This window comes from Nonomuraea deserti, from assembly GCF_004348685.1.
Classification (GTDB): domain Bacteria; phylum Actinomycetota; class Actinomycetes; order Streptosporangiales; family Streptosporangiaceae; genus Nonomuraea; species Nonomuraea deserti.
This window is the reverse complement of sequence record NZ_SMKO01000003.1, coordinates 15,001-37,230: the sequence shown is the minus strand read 5'-3', so window position 1 is coordinate 37,230 and position 22,230 is coordinate 15,001. Positions and strand designations below refer to the sequence as shown.

18 protein-coding genes are annotated in these 22,230 nt (G+C 71.5%); 11 read left to right on the top strand and 7 right to left on the bottom strand.

Annotated elements, in window-relative coordinates; translation table 11 throughout:
- Positions 1-19 precede the first annotated feature (19 nt).
- The 5 genes from E1292_RS01950 to E1292_RS01930 are packed head-to-tail and all read right to left on the bottom strand — an operon-like array spanning position 20 to position 8,799.
- Positions 20-4,015, bottom strand: a complete 3,996-nt coding sequence (locus E1292_RS01950) for an Ig-like domain-containing protein (protein WP_220446606.1) — start codon at positions 4,013-4,015, stop codon at positions 20-22.
- A gap of 15 nt (positions 4,016-4,030) precedes the next feature.
- Positions 4,031-5,863 carry a glycoside hydrolase family 127 protein gene (locus tag E1292_RS01945; protein ID WP_132591366.1) on the bottom strand — a complete coding sequence of 611 codons (1,833 nt, stop codon included), beginning with the start codon at positions 5,861-5,863 and terminating at the stop codon, positions 4,031-4,033.
- The gene (locus E1292_RS01940; protein ID WP_132591364.1) at positions 5,856-6,620 is read right to left on the bottom strand and encodes a carbohydrate ABC transporter permease; all 765 of its coding nucleotides are present in this window, start codon (positions 6,618-6,620) and stop codon (positions 5,856-5,858) included. Before E1292_RS01940 ends, E1292_RS01945 begins: the two co-directional genes overlap by 8 nt.
- Positions 6,617-7,543, bottom strand: coding sequence for a carbohydrate ABC transporter permease (locus E1292_RS01935; RefSeq protein WP_132591362.1), 927 nt, complete (start codon positions 7,541-7,543; stop codon positions 6,617-6,619). The genes E1292_RS01940 and E1292_RS01935 overlap by 4 nt, the downstream gene beginning before the upstream one ends.
- A complete protein-coding gene (locus tag E1292_RS01930) occupies positions 7,540-8,799 on the bottom strand; it encodes an ABC transporter substrate-binding protein (RefSeq protein WP_132591360.1) in 1,260 nt (419 codons plus the stop codon). Before E1292_RS01930 ends, E1292_RS01935 begins: the two co-directional genes overlap by 4 nt.
- Before the next feature lie 110 nt (positions 8,800-8,909).
- On the opposite strand from E1292_RS01930, the gene E1292_RS01925 reads away from it, so the two are divergent.
- From E1292_RS01925 to E1292_RS01890, 8 genes are all read left to right on the top strand, one after another.
- Positions 8,910-9,923, top strand: a complete 1,014-nt coding sequence (locus E1292_RS01925; protein ID WP_132591358.1) for a LacI family DNA-binding transcriptional regulator — start codon at positions 8,910-8,912, stop codon at positions 9,921-9,923.
- A 139-nt stretch (positions 9,924-10,062) separates the two neighbouring features.
- Positions 10,063-11,073, top strand: coding sequence for a LacI family DNA-binding transcriptional regulator (locus E1292_RS01920; protein ID WP_132591356.1), 1,011 nt, complete (start codon positions 10,063-10,065; stop codon positions 11,071-11,073).
- A 250-nt stretch (positions 11,074-11,323) separates the two neighbouring features.
- Positions 11,324-12,118, top strand: a complete 795-nt coding sequence (locus E1292_RS01915) for an alpha/beta fold hydrolase (RefSeq protein ID WP_132591354.1) — start codon at positions 11,324-11,326, stop codon at positions 12,116-12,118.
- A gap of 73 nt (positions 12,119-12,191) precedes the next feature.
- The gene (locus tag E1292_RS01910; protein ID WP_132591352.1) at positions 12,192-12,638 is read left to right on the top strand and encodes a YdeI/OmpD-associated family protein; all 447 of its coding nucleotides are present in this window, start codon (positions 12,192-12,194) and stop codon (positions 12,636-12,638) included.
- An 85-nt stretch (positions 12,639-12,723) separates the two neighbouring features.
- Positions 12,724-13,041: a DUF3140 domain-containing protein gene (locus E1292_RS01905; RefSeq protein ID WP_132591350.1), complete on the top strand. Its 318-nt coding sequence runs from the start codon at positions 12,724-12,726 to the stop codon at positions 13,039-13,041.
- Between the two features lie 3 nt (positions 13,042-13,044).
- The gene (locus tag E1292_RS01900) at positions 13,045-13,395 is read left to right on the top strand and encodes a nuclear transport factor 2 family protein (protein ID WP_132591348.1); all 351 of its coding nucleotides are present in this window, start codon (positions 13,045-13,047) and stop codon (positions 13,393-13,395) included.
- Positions 13,396-13,432: 37 nt separating this feature from the next.
- Entirely contained in the window at positions 13,433-13,645 is a 213-nt protein-coding gene (locus tag E1292_RS01895; RefSeq protein WP_132591346.1) for a hypothetical protein, read from the top strand.
- A gap of 286 nt (positions 13,646-13,931) precedes the next feature.
- Complete coding sequence (locus E1292_RS01890) at positions 13,932-14,870, top strand: beta-ketoacyl-ACP synthase III (RefSeq protein WP_132591344.1); 939 nt, start codon at positions 13,932-13,934, stop codon at positions 14,868-14,870.
- A gap of 160 nt (positions 14,871-15,030) precedes the next feature.
- Here the strand turns inward: E1292_RS01890 and E1292_RS01885 are convergent, their stop codons facing one another.
- A complete protein-coding gene (locus E1292_RS01885) occupies positions 15,031-15,633 on the bottom strand; it encodes a TetR family transcriptional regulator (RefSeq protein ID WP_132591342.1) in 603 nt (200 codons plus the stop codon).
- A 65-nt stretch (positions 15,634-15,698) separates the two neighbouring features.
- On the opposite strand from E1292_RS01885, the gene E1292_RS01880 reads away from it, so the two are divergent.
- Genes E1292_RS01880 through E1292_RS54755 form a run of 3 tightly spaced genes read left to right on the top strand, consistent with a single transcriptional unit; the run spans position 15,699 to position 20,808 of the window.
- Positions 15,699-17,141, top strand: a complete 1,443-nt coding sequence (locus E1292_RS01880; RefSeq protein ID WP_165974318.1) for an FAD-dependent oxidoreductase — start codon at positions 15,699-15,701, stop codon at positions 17,139-17,141.
- A 42-nt stretch (positions 17,142-17,183) separates the two neighbouring features.
- The gene (locus tag E1292_RS01875) at positions 17,184-17,921 is read left to right on the top strand and encodes a hypothetical protein (protein WP_132591338.1); all 738 of its coding nucleotides are present in this window, start codon (positions 17,184-17,186) and stop codon (positions 17,919-17,921) included.
- Between the two features lie 40 nt (positions 17,922-17,961).
- Complete coding sequence (locus tag E1292_RS54755) at positions 17,962-20,808, top strand: AfsR/SARP family transcriptional regulator (protein WP_132591336.1); 2,847 nt, start codon at positions 17,962-17,964, stop codon at positions 20,806-20,808.
- Here E1292_RS54755 and E1292_RS01865 read toward each other — a convergent pair.
- Entirely contained in the window at positions 20,730-22,109 is a 1,380-nt protein-coding gene (locus tag E1292_RS01865; RefSeq protein WP_132591334.1) for an FAD-dependent monooxygenase, read from the bottom strand. The two genes, E1292_RS54755 and E1292_RS01865, sit on opposite strands and share 79 nt — an antisense overlap.
- Positions 22,110-22,230: the final 121 nt, after the last annotated feature.

Genomic DNA, 22,230 nt, shown 5'->3' with positions numbered 1-22,230 from the left:
CCGCGGCGGGCCTCGGCGCTCATTCGACGGTGACCGCAGCCCTGGCGGGAATCGTGGTGCCCTCGACCCGGCCCGTCACCGTGAAGGTGCCGGGCCGGGCGTAGTCGCCGGGATCGACCGCCTCCCAGGTGACCGCGACCGAACTGTCCCTGGAGCCGTCGTTGTACGTCGCGACGACGGTCTCCGGCAGCGCCGGCGCGACCCCGGGCCGGGTCGTGACCGGTTCCTCGGCGATCGACGTGATCGTCACCTCCGACGTCGTCCTGACGTACACGGTGGCCTGGGCGGGTTGGCGGACGCCCTCGGCGAGGCCGGCGACGGTGAAGCTGGTGCCGCCGGTCTCGACCTGGTCGGGGGTCACCTGCTGCCAGGTGACGGCGGCCTGGCCGCGGGCGCCGTCCGCGTAGCGGGTCTCGACGGTGCGCGGCAGCTCGGGCAGCGTGCCGGCCGGGGTCGGGACGTGCACGGGACGCACCGAGTCGGGCGGGATCGCGTACACCTTCCACTCCAGCAACCCGACCGACCCCGCGCCCGACTCCAGCTGGACGCGGAGCTTCGAGGTCGAGACGGTGTCGAAGGAGACGGTGTTGTAGGCGTCGGCCGCCACCGGGTAGGTGCCGGGGACGTCCTCGAACGAGTCGCCGTCCCACTGCTGGATCCGCCACGAGGCCGGGACGCGCACGCCGCCCCCGTCGTCGAAGAAGTACACCTCGGCCTTGTTCACCCGCACGGGCGCGGGCCATTCGAGCTGCACCCACTGCGTGCCCTGCTGCGGCCAGGTGCCCCAGCGCGGGTTTGCGCCGTCGTTGGAGCGTGGCGGGTCGATACCGTCGTTGACCGCGGCGACCTGCTCCCACGGCGAGGTGTAGGAGGCGGTGGGCGTGGCGTAGGGGGCCACGTTCGCCTGCTCGCCCTGGGCGCCGGCGGTGACGGTCACGGTCGCGGTGGTGCTGCGCTCGCCGTCGTCGGCGGTGAGTTCCAGCGTGTACGTGCCCGCCTCGGTGAACGAGATGACCGTGCTCGTCCCGGTCGGGTCGGTGAAGAACGCGTCGCCGGGCCCGTCTGCCTTGGTCCACTGGGTGGTGAGCTTGCCCGAGGGCAGCCCGTCGTCCTTGACCACGGCGTCGACGCGGGCCTGACCGGGCCTGCCGAACGTGGGGTCGGGCACGGCCAGCACGTACGGCGCCTGGTTGCGCGGCTGCGGCGGCCGCCGGCCGGTCGCGTACGCCTGGACCTCCTTCACGCCCGTCGCGTGGCCGGGCCGGTGGGTGACGAGCACGCGCAGCTTCCGCGCGGTGACGGGCGGGAAGCTCACCTCGTTGAGGTTGGCGCGGGGGTAGACCGGCTGCCTGGCCTGCCGGGGCACGTCCTTCCACGTGTCGCCGTCGAGGTACCGCACCGAGTAGAAGGCCGGTTCGCTGTGGCCCGCCTCCCTGCGGTCGTTGACGAAGTACAGCTTGAGCCGGTCCACGGGCCGCGCCGAGCCGAGGTCCACCTCCAGCCAGTCCTGTGCCTTGCCGGAGCCCTCGCTGCTCCAGTACGGCTCGTTGATCGTGAACCCGTCGGCCGCGCCGACGGCGTCACCGTGGGAGGCGGTGACCGACTCGACCAGGTTGGGGCGGGTGGAGCGCAGGTCCACGCCGGCCTTCTGGAACAGGTCCTCGATGCGGTCGCCGGTCAGCTCCACCTCGGCGGGGGCCTTGAGCGACCTGGCCTTCTCGGCGTGCACCACCTGCCCGCCCTCGACCTTGCCCGTCTCCGGGTCCCAGACGGCGTGCGCCAGGCCGGAGAGCGTGACCTTGCGCCTGCCGTCGACGAGGATCGAGTAACCCTCGGGCACCCCGGCGTAGTGCCTCGTGCCGTCGCCCGGCCTGTCCCAGACGATCGTCAGGTCGTCGCCCCGGTAGTTGACGCCATTGACGGTGAAGTGGTCCCAGCCGATGTCCACCGGCCAGAGCTCGACCTTGCCGTCGGAGCGGGGGCGCAGGCCCATGACGTCCTCGATCATGGTCCAGTTGCTGCTGCCCAGGATGGTGTGGTGGATCCAGGACCGGTAGTCGATGGTCTTGGTCCGCGGGTTCCAGTTCGACCAGAACTCGTTGGCGTCGGGATAGCGGGTGTCGCCGCCGACGAACTGCGACCAGGCGTTCCAGTAGAGCAGCTGCTTGTACTGGCCGGCGGTGATGTACGGCGAGGCGTACTGGCGCAGCGCCTTGGAGAACAGCGCGAAGTTCCTGGTGGAGTTGATCTGGGAGAAGTTGTTGGAGCCCGGTTTGCCGGCGGCGGCGGCCTCCGCCTTGTCCTTCTGATTAGCCGTATACGCCGGAAATATCGGATATTCCGCAGGGTCGGCCCACAAGCGCAGCGCCTCCCGGTATTTCGGGTCGTCGGTCGGCACCAGCCCCGTCGCGTACGGGATGTAGTTGTTGGACTCCTTCCACGGGATCAGGTTGCCCGTCTGCAGGTCGCGGTGCTTGAACAGGTTGTTCTCCTCGTCCCAGAGCAGGGTGAGGATGCCGTTCTTCACCTTGCCGGCCACACCGCGCAGTTCGGCGGCCCTGGCCGGGTCGCCGGACAACGCGTACGCCTGCGCCGCCGCCATCGCGTTGGCGTAGACGTAGGCGCCCTCCAGCCGCTCGTTGGCCCGGTCGTAGTAGTGGAACGACACCGCGTCGGCGTCGTTGCCGGTCATCGCCTCCCAGTCGTACTCGATGACGCCGTTGTCGTTGGAGTCGTAGGCGGCGAGCTGGCCGTAGACGTCCTTCTCCGCGTAGCGGGCGAGGTTGCGCAGGATCGCGGGTTGCCCGCCGTGGATCTGGTAACTCTCCAGCGCCGCCGCCGAGATGTACTGGGTGTAGCTGTTCGACCAGTTCTCGGGATCGCCCGGATTATCCGTATATTTCGAGTTTCGCGATACTTCGCCCGCCGACACCCACGGCCCGTACGAGTAGATCGGGTTCCGCAGATACTTCAGGTCCTGCACGAACATCGGCACGGTCAGCACGATCGCGTTGTTGTAACCCAGCGCTCCCTCGACCGACGTCGGGAACTGGAAGTCGTTGCCCGGGATGTCGGCGTCGAGGAAGTTGAAGCGCATGAGCCACCAGCGGTAGTACACGAACTTCTTGATGTTCTCGTCGGGCACGTCGATGTAGGGCAGGTTCTCCGCCCACCAGGCGTTGTAGTCCTGTAGCTGGCGTCGCAGGGCCTTCTCGGGCGACCGTTCCCGGTAGTCGTCGTACTCCGGTCGCGAGCCCGGCAGCTCCTCCGTGACGAAGCCCATCTGCACCTTGGTGCGCACGGTCCTGCCCGGCGCGACGTCCACCGAGCCCTTCAGCTCACCGCCGGCGACCTTCAGCCCGTCGCCGCTGAGCCGGGGGAAGATCGTGGTCAGCTCGTTCCTGGCCGCGACGACACCGGTCAGCTCCCGGTCGCCGTCGGCGGTCTTCGCGTAGGGCGAGGTCACGGTGACGGGCACGGAACGCGGCTCCGGCCCCGTGTTGGTGATCTCCAGGGTCGTGACGGCGACGTTCTCGTGCGTGATGAACTTCTTCACCCCGACCGCGAGCCCGTCCCCGGTGTAGCGGCCGGTCCAGTGGCTGGGCATCTGCAGCCGCTCGGCCACCTCCTCGGTGAGGCCGGCGCCGAGCGAGATCGTGTACGCGTCGCGGTCGTCGATGCTCTCCCAGTACGCGACGTACCCGCCGAAGCCGATCTTGCCGGGGTCGTGCTCCTTCATGAACAACGCCCGCCCGCGCGACATCAGCCACGAGCCCGCCGGGTCGTCGCCCGGCCGGGCGAGCATGCGGTCGATCCAGTACGAGTCGCCGCCCTTCTCCTTGTCGTAGATGGCCTTCATCATCGTGCGCGGGTGGTATTTCACGGGCTCGGCGGGCACCGGGTCGCCGCCGGTGAACACCGGCATGCCGAGGTCGTCCTGCGCCGCGTGCGAAGGCGCCGCGGCAAGGGAGGCTGTGAGCGCTAACACCGCCAGAAGGGCCAGCCGTTCACGCATGTGCATCTCCAGGGGTCAGATCGGTAGCCAGACACGCATGGTCGCGGGGCCGCGGTTGCCCCACCGGTGGTAGGGCACGAGCCGCAGCGTGACGTCCGGGCCGCCCGCCCGCCCGCCGGCGACCGGCGTGTACGGCCAGCCGCCCTCGCCCCCCGAGCCGAGCGCCGCCGCCACCTCCAGCTCGACCACGCCGTCCACCTCGTGCTCCACGGGCGGCTCGACCCGCGCGGTCAGGTCGCCGAGCGGCGGCTCGTCGGCCACCGACTCCGCGCAGTAGACCAGCGGTCCCCGCTCGACCGCGGCGCTCCCCCGCAGCGCGTCGATCCGCCGGTCGGGGAACGTCCACCGGGGCGCCATCGGCAGCTCCAGCCGGATCTCGTCGCCGGCCCGCCACGGCCCCTCCACGGAGACGTAACCGGGAGGCGCCGGCCTGACCACGGGGCCGTCGGGCAGCGGCGCTCCGGGAGACGACGCGGGCACGTGCGCGATCGTCGCGTCCGAGGCCCAGGCGGGCACGCGCAACGTGATGCCTCCTGGACCGCCCTCCAGCACCCGCACGCGCACCGAGCCGGTCCACGGGTAGCCGGTCTCGACCCTGACCGCCAGCCGCCCGTGCCGGATCTCCGACGGCGTGAGGTGGTGGATCTGGATCCCGTCGTCCGAGGAGGTCGCGACGTAGGCGGGCAACGAGGCCATCGTGCGGGCGATGTTGTTCGGGCAGCAGGACACGTCGAACCACGGCGAGCGCAGCCCGCCCTCGGGGGCGTGATTGACGCCCTCCAGCGGCACCGCGGGCACCCGCACCTGCAGCGGGTTGGCGTAGAAGAACGACCGGCCGTCCAGGGCGACCCCCGTGGCCAGCATGTTGTACAGCGTGCGCTCGGCCAGGTCGGCGTAGCGGGCGTCGCCCGTGGCCAGCAGCAGCCGGTGCGACAGCATGATGGAGGCGATGCTCGCGCACGTCTCGTTGTAGGCCCGGTCCGGCGGCAGCTCGTGGTCCTCGCCGAACGACTCGTCGGCGTGCCGCGACCCCATCCCGCCGGTCAGGTGGGTGCGCCGCGCGACCGTGCGCTCCCACTGCGCCTCGACCGCCTTCAGCAGCTCCTCGTCGCCGGTCTCGACGGCCACGTCCACCACGCCCGAGGCCAGGTAGAGCGCGCGGACCGCATGGCCGCGGAACACCTGCGCCTGCCTGACGGGCAGGTCGTCCTGGTAGTAGGCGCGGCCGAAGGGGATGTCGGCCAGCGCGGGCAGGCCGCGCCGGTCGACGAAGCGGCGGGCCATCTCCAGGTAACGTTCGGTCCCGGTCGCGCGGTAGAGCTCGACGAGGGCCATCTCGATCACGGGATGCCCGCACGTCCGCGTGCCCTCCATGAAGCGGCGGCACACGTGGTCGGCGGCCCTGACGGCGACCTGCGTGAGCAGGTCCTCGCCGTGCACGCGCAGCCGGGCGACCCCGGCCTGGATGAGGTGGCCGTAGCAGTAGAGCTCGTGACCCCACTCGAAGTCGGTGTAGCGGCTGCCGGACCAGCGGGTGTTGAGATAGCCGTCGCCCTCCTGGGCCTGGGCCACGGTCTCCGCCAGCGCCGGCAGGCCCGGGTGGTCCGCCCAGGCCATGGCCTCCAGCAGCTTGTAGATCTCCGAGTCGCTGAACTCCCGGCCCCTCCGGGGGCGCTCGCCGCGGAAGTTGCCGATCCAGCCTTCGCGTTCCTCCCATTCCTGGCAGTGGGCGATCGTGACCTCGCGGTTCAGCGCGACCCGGTCGCCCCAGAAACCGGGCGACAGCCGTACCGCGTCGAGGCCGAGCGGGGAGAGGACGCCCGATGAGGGCACGACGGGGTCAGCCACGCAGAGCTCCTGACATGAATCCGCGCACGTAGTGGCGCTGCAGCACGATGAAGAGGATGAGACAGGGAATGGCCATGACCATGACGCCCGACTGGAGCATGCCGTAGTCGATCGCGCCCATCGTCTGCGACGTCATGCTGACCACGGCCACCGGCAGGGTGAACGACGCGCCGTCGTTGAGCAGGATGAGCGGCGCGAAGAAGTCGTTCCACGAGGCGAGGAACGCGAACAGGCCCACTGTGATCAGCGCGGGCCGCACGGCGTGCAGCAGGATCCTGGAGAAGGCCCTGAACGTGCCGCAGCCGTCCACCAGCGCGGCCTCCTCCAGCTCGCGCGGCACCGCCTCGAACGCGTTGCGCATCATGAACAGCGCGAACGGCAGCTGGAACATCACGAACACCAGCGAGAGCCCGACCAGGGAGTTCTGCAGGCCGAGGTAGCCGAGCAGGACGTAGAGCGGGATCAGGATCGTCGCGTACGGCACCATGAGGATCGCCAGCGTGGCCAGGAACAGCAGGTTCTTGCCCGGGAAGTCGAAGCGGGCGAAGCCGTAGCCGCCGAGCGCCGAGACGGCCAGCGTGCCCGCCACCGTCATGAACGACACCAGCGCGCTGTTGGTCGTGTACGTGCCGACGCCCTCGCCGAAGCGAGCCATCTCCAGGTAGTTGGACGGCTCCTCCATTGACGCGTACCCGCTCCACACCAGCGGGAACAGGAACAGCACCGCCAGGGCGGACAGCGTGAGATACCGGCTCACCGAAGCCTCCGCATCATCAGCGTGTTGAGCCCGACCAGGGCCACGAGCAGCACGACCGACATCGCCGCCGCGCCGCCGAGGTCGAAGCGGAAGAACGCGGCCCGGTAGATGACCATGACCATGGAGACCGTGCTGTTGTCGGGGCCGCCGTTGGTGAAGACGAAGAACTGGTCGAAGGCCAGCAGCGAGCCCGTGACGCTGAGGATCAGCATGAGCGCCAGCGTCGGGCGCAGCAGCGGCAGCGTGATCCTGGTGAAGATCTGCCAGCGGCCGGCGCCGTCGCTCCTGGCGGCCTCGTAGACCTCGACCGGGATCGCCTGGAGACCGGTCAGCAGGATGAGCATGTTGAACCCGGCGAAGCGCCAGAGCACCAGCGCGATCGTGGAGAACAACGCCATGTCGGGCGTGCCGATCCACTTGACGGGCTCGCTGGTGATGCCCAGCGCCTGGAGCATGGGGTCGACGGGGCCGAAGTCGTTGTTCAGCATGCCGTAGAACAGCAGGCCCGCGGCGGCGAAGCCGACGGCCCCCGGCAGGAAGAACGCGGTCCTGAAGAAGCCGATGCCCGGCCCGCGCTCCTGCACGAGCAGGGCAAGGCCGAGCGCGACGGCCGACAGCAGGACCGTGGTGATCGCGGTGTACTTGAGCGTGAAGAACACCGCGTCCACGAAGAGCGCGTTGTCGGCGATCTTGAGGTAGTTGTCGGGGGCGTTGAACCGGGCCGGGCCGAGCAGCGGCCAGCGGTTCAGCGACATCCAGACGACCAGCACCAGGGGCGCGAGGAACAACACGCCCACGATGACGGCGGTCGGGGCCGCGTACAACCAGCCCTGGACCTTCCTGCTCCGCCACCGGGCGGGCGGCGCGGAGTGGGCCGGCCGCCGCCCGGATCGTGTGCCGGATCGGCTGCTCGTCAACGTCATTGTTGCAGCGACTTCGTGATCTCGGCGTTGAGCTGGGGGATCTTCGAGGCGTCCCCGAACACGGCCTCGCGGGCCAGCCGCAACCACGGCCCCTGCGGGTCGTTGAAGGTCTGGCCGAAGCGCAGCGCGTACGGCGTCTGGCCCTTGGCGACCAGCGAGTTGATCAGCTCCACGCGCGGGTCCTCGGCGGAGTACTTGTTTCCGGCCAGGTCGATGCGCGCGACCACGTCCTTGTTCTTGGCCATGATCTCGACCTGCGCCTCGTCGGCGACCGTCCAGGACAGGAACTCCCAGGCCGCGTCCGCGTGCTCGGAGGTGGCGGAGACGCCGATGGAGTCGCCGCCGACGAACGTCGACTCGCCGCCGTCGGGCCCGGCGATCGCGGTGACGCCGATCTCCATGTCCTCGGGCATCAGGCCGAGCATGGTCGAGGGCATCGGCATGACGCCGATCTCGCCCTTGGGGAAGAAGCCGGTCCAGGTCGGCCCCTGCTCCTCCTTGGTCGTCGGGCCCGTGACCTTGTTCTCGTACAGTTCGCGGTAGGTCTTGAAGACCTCAATCATGGCCGGCTGGTCGTTGAGCGAGGTGGTGCCCTCCGGATTCATGACCTGCCCGCCGGCCGCCCACACCGACGGCCAGAACGTGAACACGTAGCAGCCGCCGCAGTTGCCGCCGAAGAAGGTGCCGTGCACCTTGCCGTCCTTGCCGAGCTTGTCCTGGATGGTGGTGGCGTGCTCGGCGAACTCCTTCAGGGTCGTGGGCCCCTTCTCCGGGTCGAGCCCGGCCTTGGTGTAGAGGTCCTTGTTCCAGAACCAGACCGACAGGTCGAGCGTGTGCGGGAGGGTGTACTGCCGCCCGTCGAGGGTGCCGAGCTTCATGTGCGAGGGCGCGAGCTTGTCCTTGAACGGCAGGGCCGCGACCCTGTCGGTGACGTCCATGAACAGGCCCTGGGAGGTGTAGTTCGGGACGAAGATGACGTCGGCCGCGAAGACGTCGGGAAGCTGCTTGGCGCCGGCCGCGGCGGCGATGCGCGGCTGGTAGTTGTCGGTCGGTATGACGGTGAGCTTGACCTGGTTCTTGTGACTGCTGTTGTAGGCCTTCACCAGGCGCTCGCTCTGCGCCTGGGTGGCCGCGCGGGTCCACATGGTGATCGTCACGGGACCGTCCGCCGGCTGCGAGCCGCCGCCGCTGCCGCAGGCCGCTGCTGTGAGCGTTAACACACCGAGGAGTGAGATCCCGGCCAGCCTTCGTCTCATGGTGGCCTCCTGGACTTAAAGGTTTTCGGAAACGTAGAAGAAACATGACCGCATGTCAATGGGTGCTAGGGTGCTATGCAGTTCAGAGGTGACGAAAAGGGTTTCGAAACATGGCGAGTAAGCGGGCGACCATCAACGATGTGGCCTCGCTGGCGGGGGTGTCGATCGCCACGGCGTCCAAGGCGCTCAACGGGCGCCAGGATGTGCGGGCGGCGACGCGCGAGCGGGTGCTCGCCGCCGCGGCGGAGCTCTCCTTCCAGCCGAACGCCCTGGCCAGAGGGCTGCTGTCCGGGCAGACCCGCACGGTGGGGCTGCTGACCTCCGACAGCGTCGGCCGGTTCGGCATCCCGGTGCTGCTCGGCGCGGAGGACGCGTTCGGGGCCGGCGAGATGGCCGTGCTGCTGTGCGACGCGCGCGGCGACGCGATCAGGGAGCAGCACCACGTACGCGCGCTGCTGTCACGCCGGGTCGACGGGCTGATCGTGGTGGGCGAGAGCACCGACCCGCGCCCCTCGGTGAGCAGGAACCTGCCGATCCCCGTCGTGTACGCCTACGGCCCGTCGGAGGACCCCGCCGACGTGTCGTTCGTGCCCGACGACGTGGGGGCGGCGGCGATGGCCGTCAACCACCTGCTGGCGCTGGGCCGCCGCCGCATCGCGCACGTCACGGGTCCCGCGCACTACAAAGCGGCCCGCGACCGCGAGGAAGGGCTGCGCCTGGCGCTCGCGGACGCCGGCCTGGAGCAGGCCGGGCGGACGTTGTCCGGGGCGTGGTCGCAGCGGTGGGGGCGGCACGCCGCCGAGATGCTGCTGATGGCCGAGCCGGAGATCGACGCGGTGTTCTGCGGCAGCGACCAGATCGCGGCCGGCTTCGTGGAGACCGCCCGCGAGCGCGGGCGGCGGGTGCCCGACGACATCGCGGTGGTGGGCTACGACAACTGGGAGGTGCTGTCGACGGAGACCCGGCCGGCGCTGACGACGGTCGACATGAACCTGGAGCTGCTCGGGCGGACGGCGGCGCAGCACCTGTTCGCGGCCATCGACGGCAAGGCCACGCCCGGGGTGCACAGGATGCCCTGCCAGCTCGTGATCAGAGACTCCACCTCCCCGCCCGGCGTCTCCTGACCCTCTGTATCCTTTGACACCCGCGCGGGACGGGATCTCCTCTGGCTTAAACGGTTAACGCTCTCCCCGAGGGGAACGGTCCAGCTGGGTGCCGGTGACCTACAGTAGAGAGGGTTATCCGGTTCAGGAGAGGACGTCCGTGAAGCGACCGACGATCGCCGACATCGCCAGCCGGGCGGGAGTGTCCAAGGTGGCGGTCTCCTACGCGCTCAACGGGCAGCCCGGGGTGTCGGAGGCGACGCGGGCCAGGATCGTCGCCATCGCCGACGAGATCGGCTGGCGGCCCAACAGCGCGGCGCGGGCGCTCAACGGCGCCAGGGCCAACTGCGTCGGGCTCGCGCTCTGCAGGCCCGCCCGCATCCTGGGCGTCGAGCCGTTCTTCATGGAGCTGATCTCCGGCATCGAGGGCGTGCTCGCCGACCGCTCCTACGCGCTGCTGCTCCAGGTCGTCACCAGCCACCAGCAGGAGAGCGAGGTCTACCGGCACTGGTGGGGCGAGAGCCGCATCGACGGCGCGTTCCTCGTCGACCTGCACTATGCCGACACGCGCGTGGCCGAGCTCGAGCGGCTCGGCATGCCGGTCGTGGTGATCGGCCATCCCTCCGAGTCCGGCTCGCTGTCGGCCGTCTGGTCCGACGACGGCGAGGCCGTCCGCGAGACCGTCGGCTATCTGCGTGCGCTCGGCCACCGCCGCCTCGCGCGGGTCGCCGGGCTGCCCGAGCTCGTCCACACGACCGTGCGCGACCAGGCGTTCGCGCAGGCCTGCGAGGGCGTGGCCGAGCAGGTCATCGTGCACACCGACTACACCGGCGAGGAGGGCGCCAGGGCCACCAGGCGGCTGCTCAGCTCGCCCGACCGGCCGACGGCGATCGTCTACGACAACGACATCATGGCCGTGGCCGGCCTGTCGGTGGCGCAGGAGATGCGGGTGGAGGTGCCGCGCGACCTGTCCATCGTGGCCTGGGACGACTCGCCGCTGGCCCAGGTCGTCCGGCCGCCGCTGACCGCGCTCACCCGCGACATCCCCGCCTACGGCGCGCACGCCGCCCAGCGCCTGCTGGCCCTCATCTCCGGCGAGAGCGTGCCTCCCTACCAGGATCAGGCGGCCGTGCTCACGCCGCGCGGCAGCACCGGGCCCGCGCGCTCCTGACCGCGCGGGCCCTCGTGCGCTTCCGGTCCTGCGCGGGCCCCGTGCACGCAGGTCCGCGGCGCGTGCCGCGGGCTCCAGGTGCGCGGCTGGCAGACCGCGCGTTCCCGCCGCGGCACGCGCCGTCCCCTCCTTCGCGGCACATCCCGTCCACACAGAGCGCGGGGCAGCCCTCCTGAGTACGCCCACGCCCAACCGAGATGCGACCGTGACCTATCTTGACAAATTTTTTTGTCGGTCCTAGGTTCAACGCATGAGCACAGTACGTTCGGCCGACGGCACCCCCATCGCCTACACCCGCGCCGGCCAGGGCCCCGCGGTCATCCTCGTGGACGGCGCGCTCAGCTTCCGCGCGCAGAGCATCAACACCGGCCTGGCCACCGCGCTGGCCGGGGACTTCACGGTCTACACCTACGACAGGCGCGGGCGCGGCGAGAGCGGCGACACCCCGCCGTACACGACGGAGCGCGAGATCGAGGACCTGGCCGCGCTCGCCGCCGAGACCGGCGGCCCGGTGCGGCTGTACGGCACGTCGTCAGGGGCCGCCCTCGCGCTGGCCGCCACCGACGCGGGGGTGCCGGTCGAGAAGCTGGCGCTGTACGAACCGCCGTTCATCGTCGACGACACCCGCCCCGCCATCCCCGCCGGCTACGAGCGCACGCTGGACGAGCTGGTGGCCGCCGACCGCCGCGCCGACGCGGTGCGCTACTTCATGCGCGCGGGCGTCGGGCTGCCGGGCGTGGTCGTGGCCATGATGCGGTTCATGCCGGCCTGGTCCACGCTCAAGTCGGTGGCGCACACGCTGCCGTACGACGTGGCGTTCGTGGCGCCGTACGAGAAGGGCGAGCCCTACCCCGAGTCGAGCTGGGCCGCGGTCAAGACGCCCACGCTCGTCATGGACGGCGGCAAGAGCCGGCCGTGGATCCGCAACGCCGCCAGGTCGCTGGCCGGCCTGCTGCCCGGCGCCGAGCACCGCACGCTCGACGGCCAGACCCACATCGTCAAGCCGGCGGCGCTGGCGCCCGTGCTGACGGAGTTCTTCCGCTGACCTGCTCCCCGTCTCTTCGAGGCACTGACCTGCTCCCCCGTCTCTTCGCGGCGGGCTTTCCCGGAGGTATGCGATGAGGTTCCGCACCACGATCGAGCTGGGCGGCAAGACCGCCACGGGCTTCGAGGTCCCGGCCGAGGTCGTCGAGAAGCTCGGCGCCGGCCGGCGGCCCGCCGTGACCGTCACCATCGGCTCCCACTCCTACCGCAGCACGGTGGCGACGATGGGCGGGCGGTTCATGCTGCCCCTGAGCGCCGAGAACCGGCAGGGCGCGGGGCTGTCCGCCGGCGACGAGGCCGAGGTGGACATCGAGCTCGACACCGCGCCCAGGCAGGTGTCGGTGCCCGCCGACCTGGCGGAGGCGCTCGGCCGCGCTCCCGAGGCCAAGGCGTTCTTCGAGAGCCTGTCGTACTCACGGCAGAGGCGTTACGTGCTCCTCGTGGAGGGCGCGAAGAAGCCGGAGACCCGGCAGCGGCGCGTCGCCGACACCGTCGCCAGGCTCGCCGACGGGGTGGCGTGACCGCACTCCCACCAGCCGCGTGACGCCGCCCGACAGGGCCTTGAGCAGGGGCGTAACGCGTGGGCTCGCGGGTAGGCGGGGCTCCATGACTGAGGGTTTCGACACCGAGATGTTGTGGGAAGAGTTCCACCGGACGGTCAACATGAACTCCGAGGAACTGCGCGCGCACCTGCTCGCCGACGCCTCCGACGAGGAGGGCTTCCCGCCCGACCCCGACCTGGGCATCGACGAGCTGGGCCGGGGCGTGCTGCACGTCCTGAGCAAGCGCAAGGGCGACCTGACCAGCGCCGACCTCGACGTGATGCGGCAGGTCGTCGACCTCGTCGAGACGATGGGTGACCGGACGGACGACGAGTCGCGGCGCGAGCTCATGTCCGTCGGTCACGATCCGTTGAGGGGATAGCACATGATCCAGCCGCGCCCGTGGATCGAGGGATACGTACGAGCCTGGAACTCCAACGATCCCGACGACATCTCCGCGCTGTTCACCGAGGACGCCGTCTACTACACCGAGCCGTACAGCTCGCCCTGGCAGGGGCGCGAAGCGATCGTCTCGGAATGGCTGGCGCGGCAGGACAAGCCGGGCGATGCCACGTTCGAGTGGCATCCGGTGTGCGTGACGGACGACGTGAGCGTCATCCAAGGAGTCACGACATATCCCGATAAGACCTATAGCAACCTCTGGGTCATCCGGTTCGTGCCGGACGGGCGGTGCCGGGAATTCACCGAATGGTGGATGCTGCACGATGTCAAATGATGCAATGGCCCGAGCCGCCTTCACCCGAGGAGATCCGTTGAAAGACAACCTCGACCTCGCCGCGAGCGCCCAGCAGCTGGCCGACGCCGCCCCGACGGGATCGATCGACCGCGCCGCCGCCTCGTCCGTGGCCATCACGCTCGCCACGACCCGCGACATCTCCGACGCCAGGAAGACGCTGGACGGGCTCACCCCGGCTGAGGTGCGCACGGCGGCGCTCGCAATCTTCGACCGGTTGTCGGCGGACTAGCCCGGCAGGTTCATCGCCCGAGGCCGGCGGTCGAAGGCGACACCGGCCCGCGATGCCCGCTGCCCCGCCAAGGGGCCGGACCCGGGCAGCGCAGCGGGCATGGCGGCGCAGCCGGGGGCACGGCGGCGCAGCCGGGGGCACGGCGGCGCAGCCGGGGGCACGGCGGCGCAGCCGGGGGCACGGCGGCGCAGCCGGGGGCACGGCGGCGCAGCCGGGGGCACGGCGGCGAACGGTGGGCGGGAGCCCTTCGCGTCTCTGTACGGATACGGGGGCTATAGTCCGCCCCATGAATGGATCACGACTCGTCGCCACAGGCCACTACCAACCCGCACAAGTCCTGACTAATGAGGATTTGGCGACCATGGTGGACACCAACGACGAGTGGATCACCCAGCGGGTAGGGATCCGCACCAGGCATGTCGCCGGGCCCGACGAGAGCGTGTCCGACCTCGCCGCCCACGCCGCCGCCAAAGCCCTGGCCGGCAGCGGTCTCGACGCGTCCGACATCGACCTCGTACTCGTCGCCACCTGCACCCAGACCGAGCGCGCCCCCAACGTCGCCTCCCGCGTCGCCGCCGCACTCGGCGTGCCCTCCCCCGCCCTGATGGACGTCGGCGTCTCGTGCTCGGGCTTCACCCACGCCCTGGCCGTGGCCGACCACACGATCCGCGCGGGCGCCGCGACGAACGCCCTGGTCGTGGGCGCGGAGAAGATGACCGCGGTCACCGACTGGACCGACCGGACCACGTGCGTCCTGACGGGCGACGGCGCGGGCGCGGCCGTGGTCAGCGCGGCCCCCGAGGCGGAGATCGGACCGGTCGTGTGGGGATCGATGCCGGAGCTGGGCAGGTCCGTACGCATCGAGGGCACGCCGACCCGCTTCTCCCAGGACGGCCAGAGCGTCTACCGCTGGGCCACCACCCGGCTCCCCGCGATCGCGCGGCAGGCGTGCGAACGCGGCGGCGTGACCCCGGAGGAACTGGCCGCCGTGGTGTTGCACCAGGCGAACCTGCGCATCATCGAGCCCATCGCCAAGAAGCTCGGCGCGGTCAACGCGATCATCGCCTGTGACGTGGTGGAGTCGGGCAACACCTCCGCCGCGAGCGTACCGCTGGCGCTGTCCAAGCTCCTCGAACGCGGTGAGATCCGCCGCGGTGCGCCGATGTTGCTGTTCGGCTTCGGCGGCAACCTGTCCTATGCGGGAATGGTCGTCCGCTGCCCGTGACGTCACCTCGGCCTCGGCGACCCGCCAGCCGACCGGCCCGCACCACCCCGGAACGCCCCACCCCCGCAGGCCCGCACCGCCCGAAATCCGCACCGCCCGATGTGGCCGCCGAGCCGGTGCGGAGATCACCGATCCAGGACCCTCGCCCGCCGCGCGGATCTTACGGAGCCGGAACGGTGCGCAGGTGGCCGACCAGTTTCTGGATCTCCCGCGCGTAACGCTCGGCGAACTCCGGCGAGGCCGGGTCGTCGTCCCAGACGGCGCGGACGAGCTGGGGGAAGGAGATGCCGGCCGCGGCCATGGAGAACAGCGCCACCAGAACGGCCCCGGGGTCGAGGTCGGCGGGGAACTCGCCTTCCTGCTGGCGCCGGCGCAGGTGCTCGAGGTCGCGGCGGACGTCGGCCACGAACGCCGGGTCGGGCGAGCCGTCGTCCGTGAGCCCCTGCCAGAGCATCAGCCTGCCGTAGTCGCGGCGGGAGGAGTTGGCCCGGACGTAGCCGGCGACCAGCTCGGCGAGTTCGGACGAGGAGTCGGCGAAGGTGCCCTCCTCCTCTTGCCACCGTGCGTTCAGCGCCTGGTAGAGGCCCTCTTTGCCGCCGAAATAGTACGAGATCAGCTGCTTGTTGACGCCGGCCCTGGCGGCGATCTCGCTGACCCGTGCCCCCGCGAACCCTTTCGCGGCGAACTCCTCCAGCGCCGCCTGCAGGATGCGGGCCTTCGTGCGCTCGGGGTCGCGCTGCTTCTCCTCGGGTGCTCGTCTCATGGTCGGCAGATTATCATCCAACCGTTTGGTTGACAGAATCACCCATATGGATGATTATCGCTCTCATGACACCTCACATCGCGATCATCGGTGGCGGGATCGGCGGCCTCTGCCTGGCCCAGGGGCTGCGCAAAGCCGGTCTCGACGTGACCGTTCACGAACGGGACCGCACCCCGGCAGACCGGCTGCAGGGCTACCGCGTGCACATCGACCCGCACGGCGCCCGCGCGCTGCACGACTGCCTGCCCGCCCACCTGTGGGAGGCCTTCCTCGGCACGACCGGGCGGGGCGGTCAGGACTTCGGCTTCCTCACCGAACGGCTGGGCCTGCTCGCGCTGCTCGAAACGCCCAAGGCCGGCGACCCCGCCGACGACCACCACTCGGTCAGCCGGATCACGCTCAGGCAGGTGCTGCTGTCGGGCCTGGACGACGTCGTACGGTTCGGGAAGACGTACGAGCGGTACGAGAGGCTGCCCAACGGGCGGATCCGGCTCTTCTTCGCCGACGGCACCAGCGAGGACGCGGACATCGTGGTCGCCGCGGACGGCGGCAACTCGCGGGTCCGCGAGCAGCACCTGCCGCACGCCAAGCGGGTGGACACCGGGATCATCACGGTCGCCGGCAAGTTCCCGCTCACCGACGCGACCAGGAAGCGCCTGGCCCCGCGACTGGCCGACGGGCCGAACACCGTCATCCCGCCCAGGGGCATGGGCCTTTTCACGGCTCCGCACGACCTGGGCGAGCCCGTGACGTACGGCGGGATCGGGGCGACAGAGCAGGAGGGGGCGCTGATGGACAACACCAGCAGCTACATCCTGTGGGCGTTCGGCGCGACCGCCGGCCGCTTCCCGACAGATATTTCGGGAATGTCAGGCTCACAGCTCAAAGACACCGTGGCCGGCTTGATCAGCTCCTGGCACCCCGACCTGCGCAGGCTGGTCGGCATGACCGACCCCGGCACCGTCACCCTGCTGCCGATCCGCACCTCGATCCCGATCGACCCGTGGCCGGCCTCCACCATCACCTTCATCGGCGACGCCATCCACAGCATGACCCCGATGCGCGGCATCGGCGCGAACACCGCGCTCCGCGACGCCCGCCTGCTCTGCGGCGAGCTCACGACCGCACTCACGGGAAGGCTCCCGGGCGCACCCACGGACGGGCTCGCGGGCCAACTCACGGACAGGGTCCCGGACGGGCTCGCGGGCCCACGCGCGGGGGCACCCACGGACGGGCTCGCGGACGGGCTCGCGGACGGGCTCGCGGACGGGCTCGCGGACGGGGGCACGAACGCGGTCACGGGAGGTCCCGCGGGCGGCGGTGACCCTGTCGCGGCCATCGCCCGCTACGAGTCGCGAATGCGCGAGTACGGCTTCGCCGCCGTACGCGACTCGCTGCGCTCGGCCGAGCAGTTCATCGGCGACAGCCGGGTGGCGCGCATGGGATTCAAGAGTTTCCTGCGCCTGGTCCAGCGATTCCCCTCGCTCAAGGCCAAGGTGTTCTCCTAGCCGCCTGTTGCGCGGATCGACCGGTGCGCGGAATGTGGAGGCATGCCGGGCATCGACACGCTGGACGGCCTGTTGGAGGCCGTGGCCGAGTTCGACACGCACGCGTACGACCTGGCCATCGAGACCCCTGCGCTCGACCGGGCCAGGCGGTCGATCGACGAGGCCGGGCTGCTGCTGCTCGGCGAGGTGCACGGCGTCAAGGAGAACCCGCTGATCATCCTCGGTCTCATGCGGGCGCTCGGCCTGACCAACCTGGCCCTGGAGTGGCCGGCCGACCTGCAACCGCAGCTCGACGCCTTTCTCAGAAGCGGGAAAGGGCTCGACCATCCTCTGTGGTGGATCGGCGACGGGCGCGTGACGGCGGGGCACTTCGCGACGTTCATGGCGATCCCGGGGCTGCGGGTCAGGCTCTTCGACGGGGGGATGTTCACCGGCGACTGGTCGCAGCGGGACGCCTCTATGGCGCGGCGGGTGCTGGAGGCGCACGTCGAGCCCGCACTCGTCGTCGCGGGCAACGCCCACACGAGGACGTCGTGGACCGACCTGGGGCTGCCCATGGGGGCGTGCCTGGCCAGCGCGCGGCCATCGCTGGAGAGCGTGCGGATCGACTACGGCACCGGCACGTTCTACACCATCGGGCCGCGGCGCAGCAGGGGCTATTCGGCGCGGGCAGGGTTGCGGATCGCCGAGAACGAGCTCGTCGTGGGGCTGCCGGAGTTCAGCGAGGCCACGGTGCCGCACCTGTCCGTCGAGCTGCTACGGGAGCGGCTGGGCCCATGAGACGCGCGTACTGTGGAGTGCGCGCGATCGTGGAGGGTGGATGCGGATCGGGATTCTGGGGCCGCTCCGGGTGGCGGGGGCCGAGATCGGCGGAGCCCGGGTGCGGGCGCTGCTGGTTCGCCTGGCGCTCGACCCCGGGCGGGTGGTGACCGCCGATCGGCTGATCGACGACCTGTGGCCGGACGAGCCGCCCGCGCATCCGATGGCCGCGCTGCAGTCGCTGGTGTCCAGGGCGCGCAGGGAGGCGCCCGGGATGATCTCGTCGCATCCGGCCGGCTACCTGCTCGACGTGCCGGCCGCCGAGGTCGACGCGTGGGCGTTCGAGCGCCTGGTGCGCGGCGGCGACCACGGCGCGGCGCTGGCGTTGTGGCGGGGCACGCCGCTGGCGGGCGCGGGCGGGCTTCCGTTCGCCGCGGCCCCCGCGGCCCGGCTGCGCGAGTTGCGGCTCACCGCCCTGGCCGCCAGGATCACCGCCGACCTCGAACGCGGCGCGGGCGGGCTGGTGGCGGAGCTGGAGGAGCTGGTCGCCGCGCACCCGTTGCGGGAGCCGTTCCACGCGCTGCTCATGCGCGCGCTGGTCGCCGACGGGCGGCGCGGCGAGGCGCTGAAGATCTTCGAGCGGATCAGGGCCGAGCTGGCGGCGGAGCTGGGCGTCGACCCCGGCCCGGAGCTGCGGGAGGCGCATCTGGCGGCGCTGCGCGACGCCGAGCCGGGGCCCAGGAGCAACCTGCCCGCCCGGTTCACCAGCTTCGTCGGGCGGTCGGCGGACCTCGCCCGGCTGGAAGAGCTGCTCGGCACGGCGAGGCTGGTCACGCTCACCGGGCCGGGCGGGGCCGGGAAGACGCGGCTGGCGGTGGAGGCGGCGACCCGCCCGCACGTGCCCGACGGGGTATGGCTGGTCGAGCTGGCCGCCGCATCGGGAGTGCGCGCGGCGGTGGAGGGCGTGCTCAGGACGACCGACCTCGTGGCCACGCTGCGCGGCACCGCGCCGCTCATCGTGCTGGACAACTGCGAGCACGTCATCGAGGAGGCCGCCAGGGTGGCGCGGTGGCTGCTGTCCGAGGCGCCGGGGCTGCGCATCCTCGCCACCAGCAGGGAGCCGCTGGACATTCCCGGCGAGGTCCTGCATCCCGTACTGCCGCTGCCGGAAGGGCCCGCCGTCGAGCTGTTCACGGACCGGGCGGCTGCCGCCCGACCAGACCTGGCCGTGCCGGCGGCGGACGCGGCCCGGATCTGCCGCGAGCTCGACGGCATCCCGCTGGCCATCGAGCTGGCTGCCGCGCGCCTGCGGGCGATGCCCATGTCCGTGCTGGTCGAGCAGCTCGGCGACCGGCTGTCCCTGCGCGGCGGGCGCACCTCGGAGCCGCGGCACCGCACGCTGCGCGCGGTCATCGACTGGAGCTGGGACCTGCTGTCCGAACGCGAGCGCGACCTGCTGCGCGGGCTGACGGTCTTCTCCGGCGGCGCCACGTACGACGCGATCTCCCGCGTCTGCGGCGGCGACCTGGACCTGCTCTCCTCGCTGGTGGACAAGTCGCTCATCACGGTCTCCGGCGACCGCTACACGATGCTGGCTACCATCAGGCAGTACGCCGCGGCCGACCTCCCCGGGCACCGCCTGGCCCACGCCCGCTACTACACCGAGCTGGCCGAGGCCGCGGATCCGCGCCTGCGCACGGGCGAGCAGCTGGAGTGGCTGGCCGTCCTGGACGCCGAGCAGGGCAACCTCGACGCGGCGCTGCGGCACTCCGACGACCCGCTCCGGCTGGTCCTGCCCCTGTTCTGGCCCTGGCACGTGCGCGGCAGGCGGCGCGAGATGCGCGAGCAGGCCGCGGCGGTGCTGCGCAGGGTCGGCGCCGTGCCGCCGGAGGGACGGGAGCTGGCGCACGGGCTCTGCCGGATGCTGGCCGGAGCCGAGCCGCCCGGCGTGGTGCTCGGGTCCGACCATCCGGCCGCGCTGCTCTCCTGGATGTTCGGGAATGTCGTGGAGGCGCCTCCCGACGTGGTGGATCTCGCCGAACGGCACCTCGCGCGGCTGCACGCGCATCCCGACCTCTGGACCAGGTCGGCGGCGCTGCTGCTCGCCGGAATCGTACGGTTCGAGTACGGGCCGGTGGCGGGGGCCGAGGATCTGCTGGAGCCGGCGCTGGCCGGGTTCCGGCGTACGGGCGACCGGTGGGGGCAGTGGGCGGCGCTCTACTGGTTGTCGCTGGTCGCCGAGAACCGCGGTGACTTCGCCGCCGCCGTCGCGCTCGCCGAGGAGCCCGAAAGGCCGGCCGCCGAGCTGTCCGGGCTCGACAGCCCGATGGGTCCCATGACGTTCCTGCTGCGGCTCGGCCAGCTCAAGTGCCGGGCGGGCGACCGCGCGGGGGCGACCGCCGCGCTGGAGCAGGCCTGGGAGGCGGCGCTGCGCTCCGACGACCAGACGATCGTGGCCCGGGTCATGCACGCCAGGGCCGAGCTGGCCAGGCGCGGCGGCGACCCGGGCGAGGCCGCGCGGCTGCTGGCGCCGGCCCTGGACCTCGACCTCGAGATGCCCGCGCAGTTGAGGGCGCTCATGCGGGTGGAGCTGGCCAAGGTGAGCCCCGCGCCGGGCGGGCCGCTGCGGGCGGCGCTGGAGCTCATGGCCGGCTGCTCCGACCGGACCGTACGAGCGACCGTGCTCGAAGGCGTGGCCGGGCACGTCGACCCGCTGCCGGCGGCCGAACTGCTGGGCGCCGCGCGGGCGCTGCGCGGGATCGACGAGTCCGCCGACCCCTACGTCAACGACCTGGCGCGGCGGTGTACGGCGGCCCTGGGCGCGGACGCCTACCGGGAGGCGCTGAGGAGGGGCGCGTCGATGCCGAACCCAGAAAGGTACGCGCTGAGGCCGCTCTCGTCGCCGTGATAGCCGATGTAACCGTCGGGCCGCACCAGGATGACCCCCTGCTGCCCGTCGAGCGGCGGATGCACCCTGACCGGATGGTTCCCGCCCACGGCTCCCGCCACCGTGCCGGCCACCGTGCCGGCTTCCGTGCCGGCTTCCGTGCCGGCCACCGTGCCGGCCAGCAGGAGGAAGCCGGTGCCGCGCTGCTCCTCGAACAGCGTGCCGAGCCGCTCGCCGCCGCGCGGGCCCGCGGACAGCGGGCTGCCCGGATAGGCCAGGTCGAGCTGGTTGGTGTGGTCGCCGCGCCGGGCGTCGCCCTCCCGGTACAGGCGGGTGCTGAGGCCCAGCACGTGCTCCGCCACGGCCATCCGCTCGTCCTCGTACGTGTCCAGCAGCGCCTCGGAGCCGGCGGCCAGCTTCCAGCCCAGGTTGTAGGCGTCCTGCACGCCGGTGTTGAGCCCCTGCCCGCCCGCGGGCGAGTGCACGTGGGCGGCGTCGCCGGCGAGGAACACCCGGCCCGCCCGGAACCGCTCGGCCATGCGCACGTTGACGCGGTACTCCGACCGCCACACGATCTCGTCGATGCGGACGTGCGGCGCGTGCGCGGCGACCAGCGCCGGCAGGTCGTCACCGGCCGGCTGCGGCGCCACGAGCTGGAAGACGTCGGTGCCCGGCAGCGGGCAGATCGTGAAGTACATGGTCTGGTCCGCCATCGACCCCCACACGTGCCAGTGGTCGCGGTCCAGGTCGCGGGTCCTGATGTCGGCGAGCAGCGCGCGCTCGCTGTCGAAGGTCTCCCCGGCGAAGCCGACGCCGAGCCGCCTGCGCACGGTGCTGCGGCCGCCGTCCGCCCCGACCAGGTAGGCGCAGCGCACGCGCTCCCCGGTGCCGAGCGTGGCGGTCACGCCGTCCGCGTCCTGCATGAGGTCCGTCACCTCGGTGCCGAACTCGACCCGGTGGCCCAGCTCGGCCAGCCGGTCGCGCAGGATGCGCTCCGTCCGCCACTGCGGCTGCATGATCAGGTTGGGGTACGGCACTCCCGCGGACGGCGCGCGGATCTCGTCCATGCGCCCCTCCCAGATCACCTGGTCGCCCCGGTAGGCGCGCAGGTCCGGGTATTCGGCACCGGTGGCCAGGATCTCGTCGATCACGCCGAGGTCGTCGAAGACCTCCAGGGTGCGCGGCTGGAGGCCCTTGCCGCGTACCCCCGCGGGAGGCTCCTGCGACCGCTCCACGATGCGGAGCTCGACGCCGCGGCGGGCGAGGTCGATGGCCAGGGTGAGTCCGGTCGGCCCGGAGCCGACGATCAGTACGTGGGTCATGCCGCCGACGATGCCGGGACGCCCTGCCACATCACTGCCGGACCACTGCCAGATCGCTGCCGGATCACTACCGGTTCGCTGCCGGATCACTCCCGTGTCGCGTGTGTCGCTGCCGGAGCGC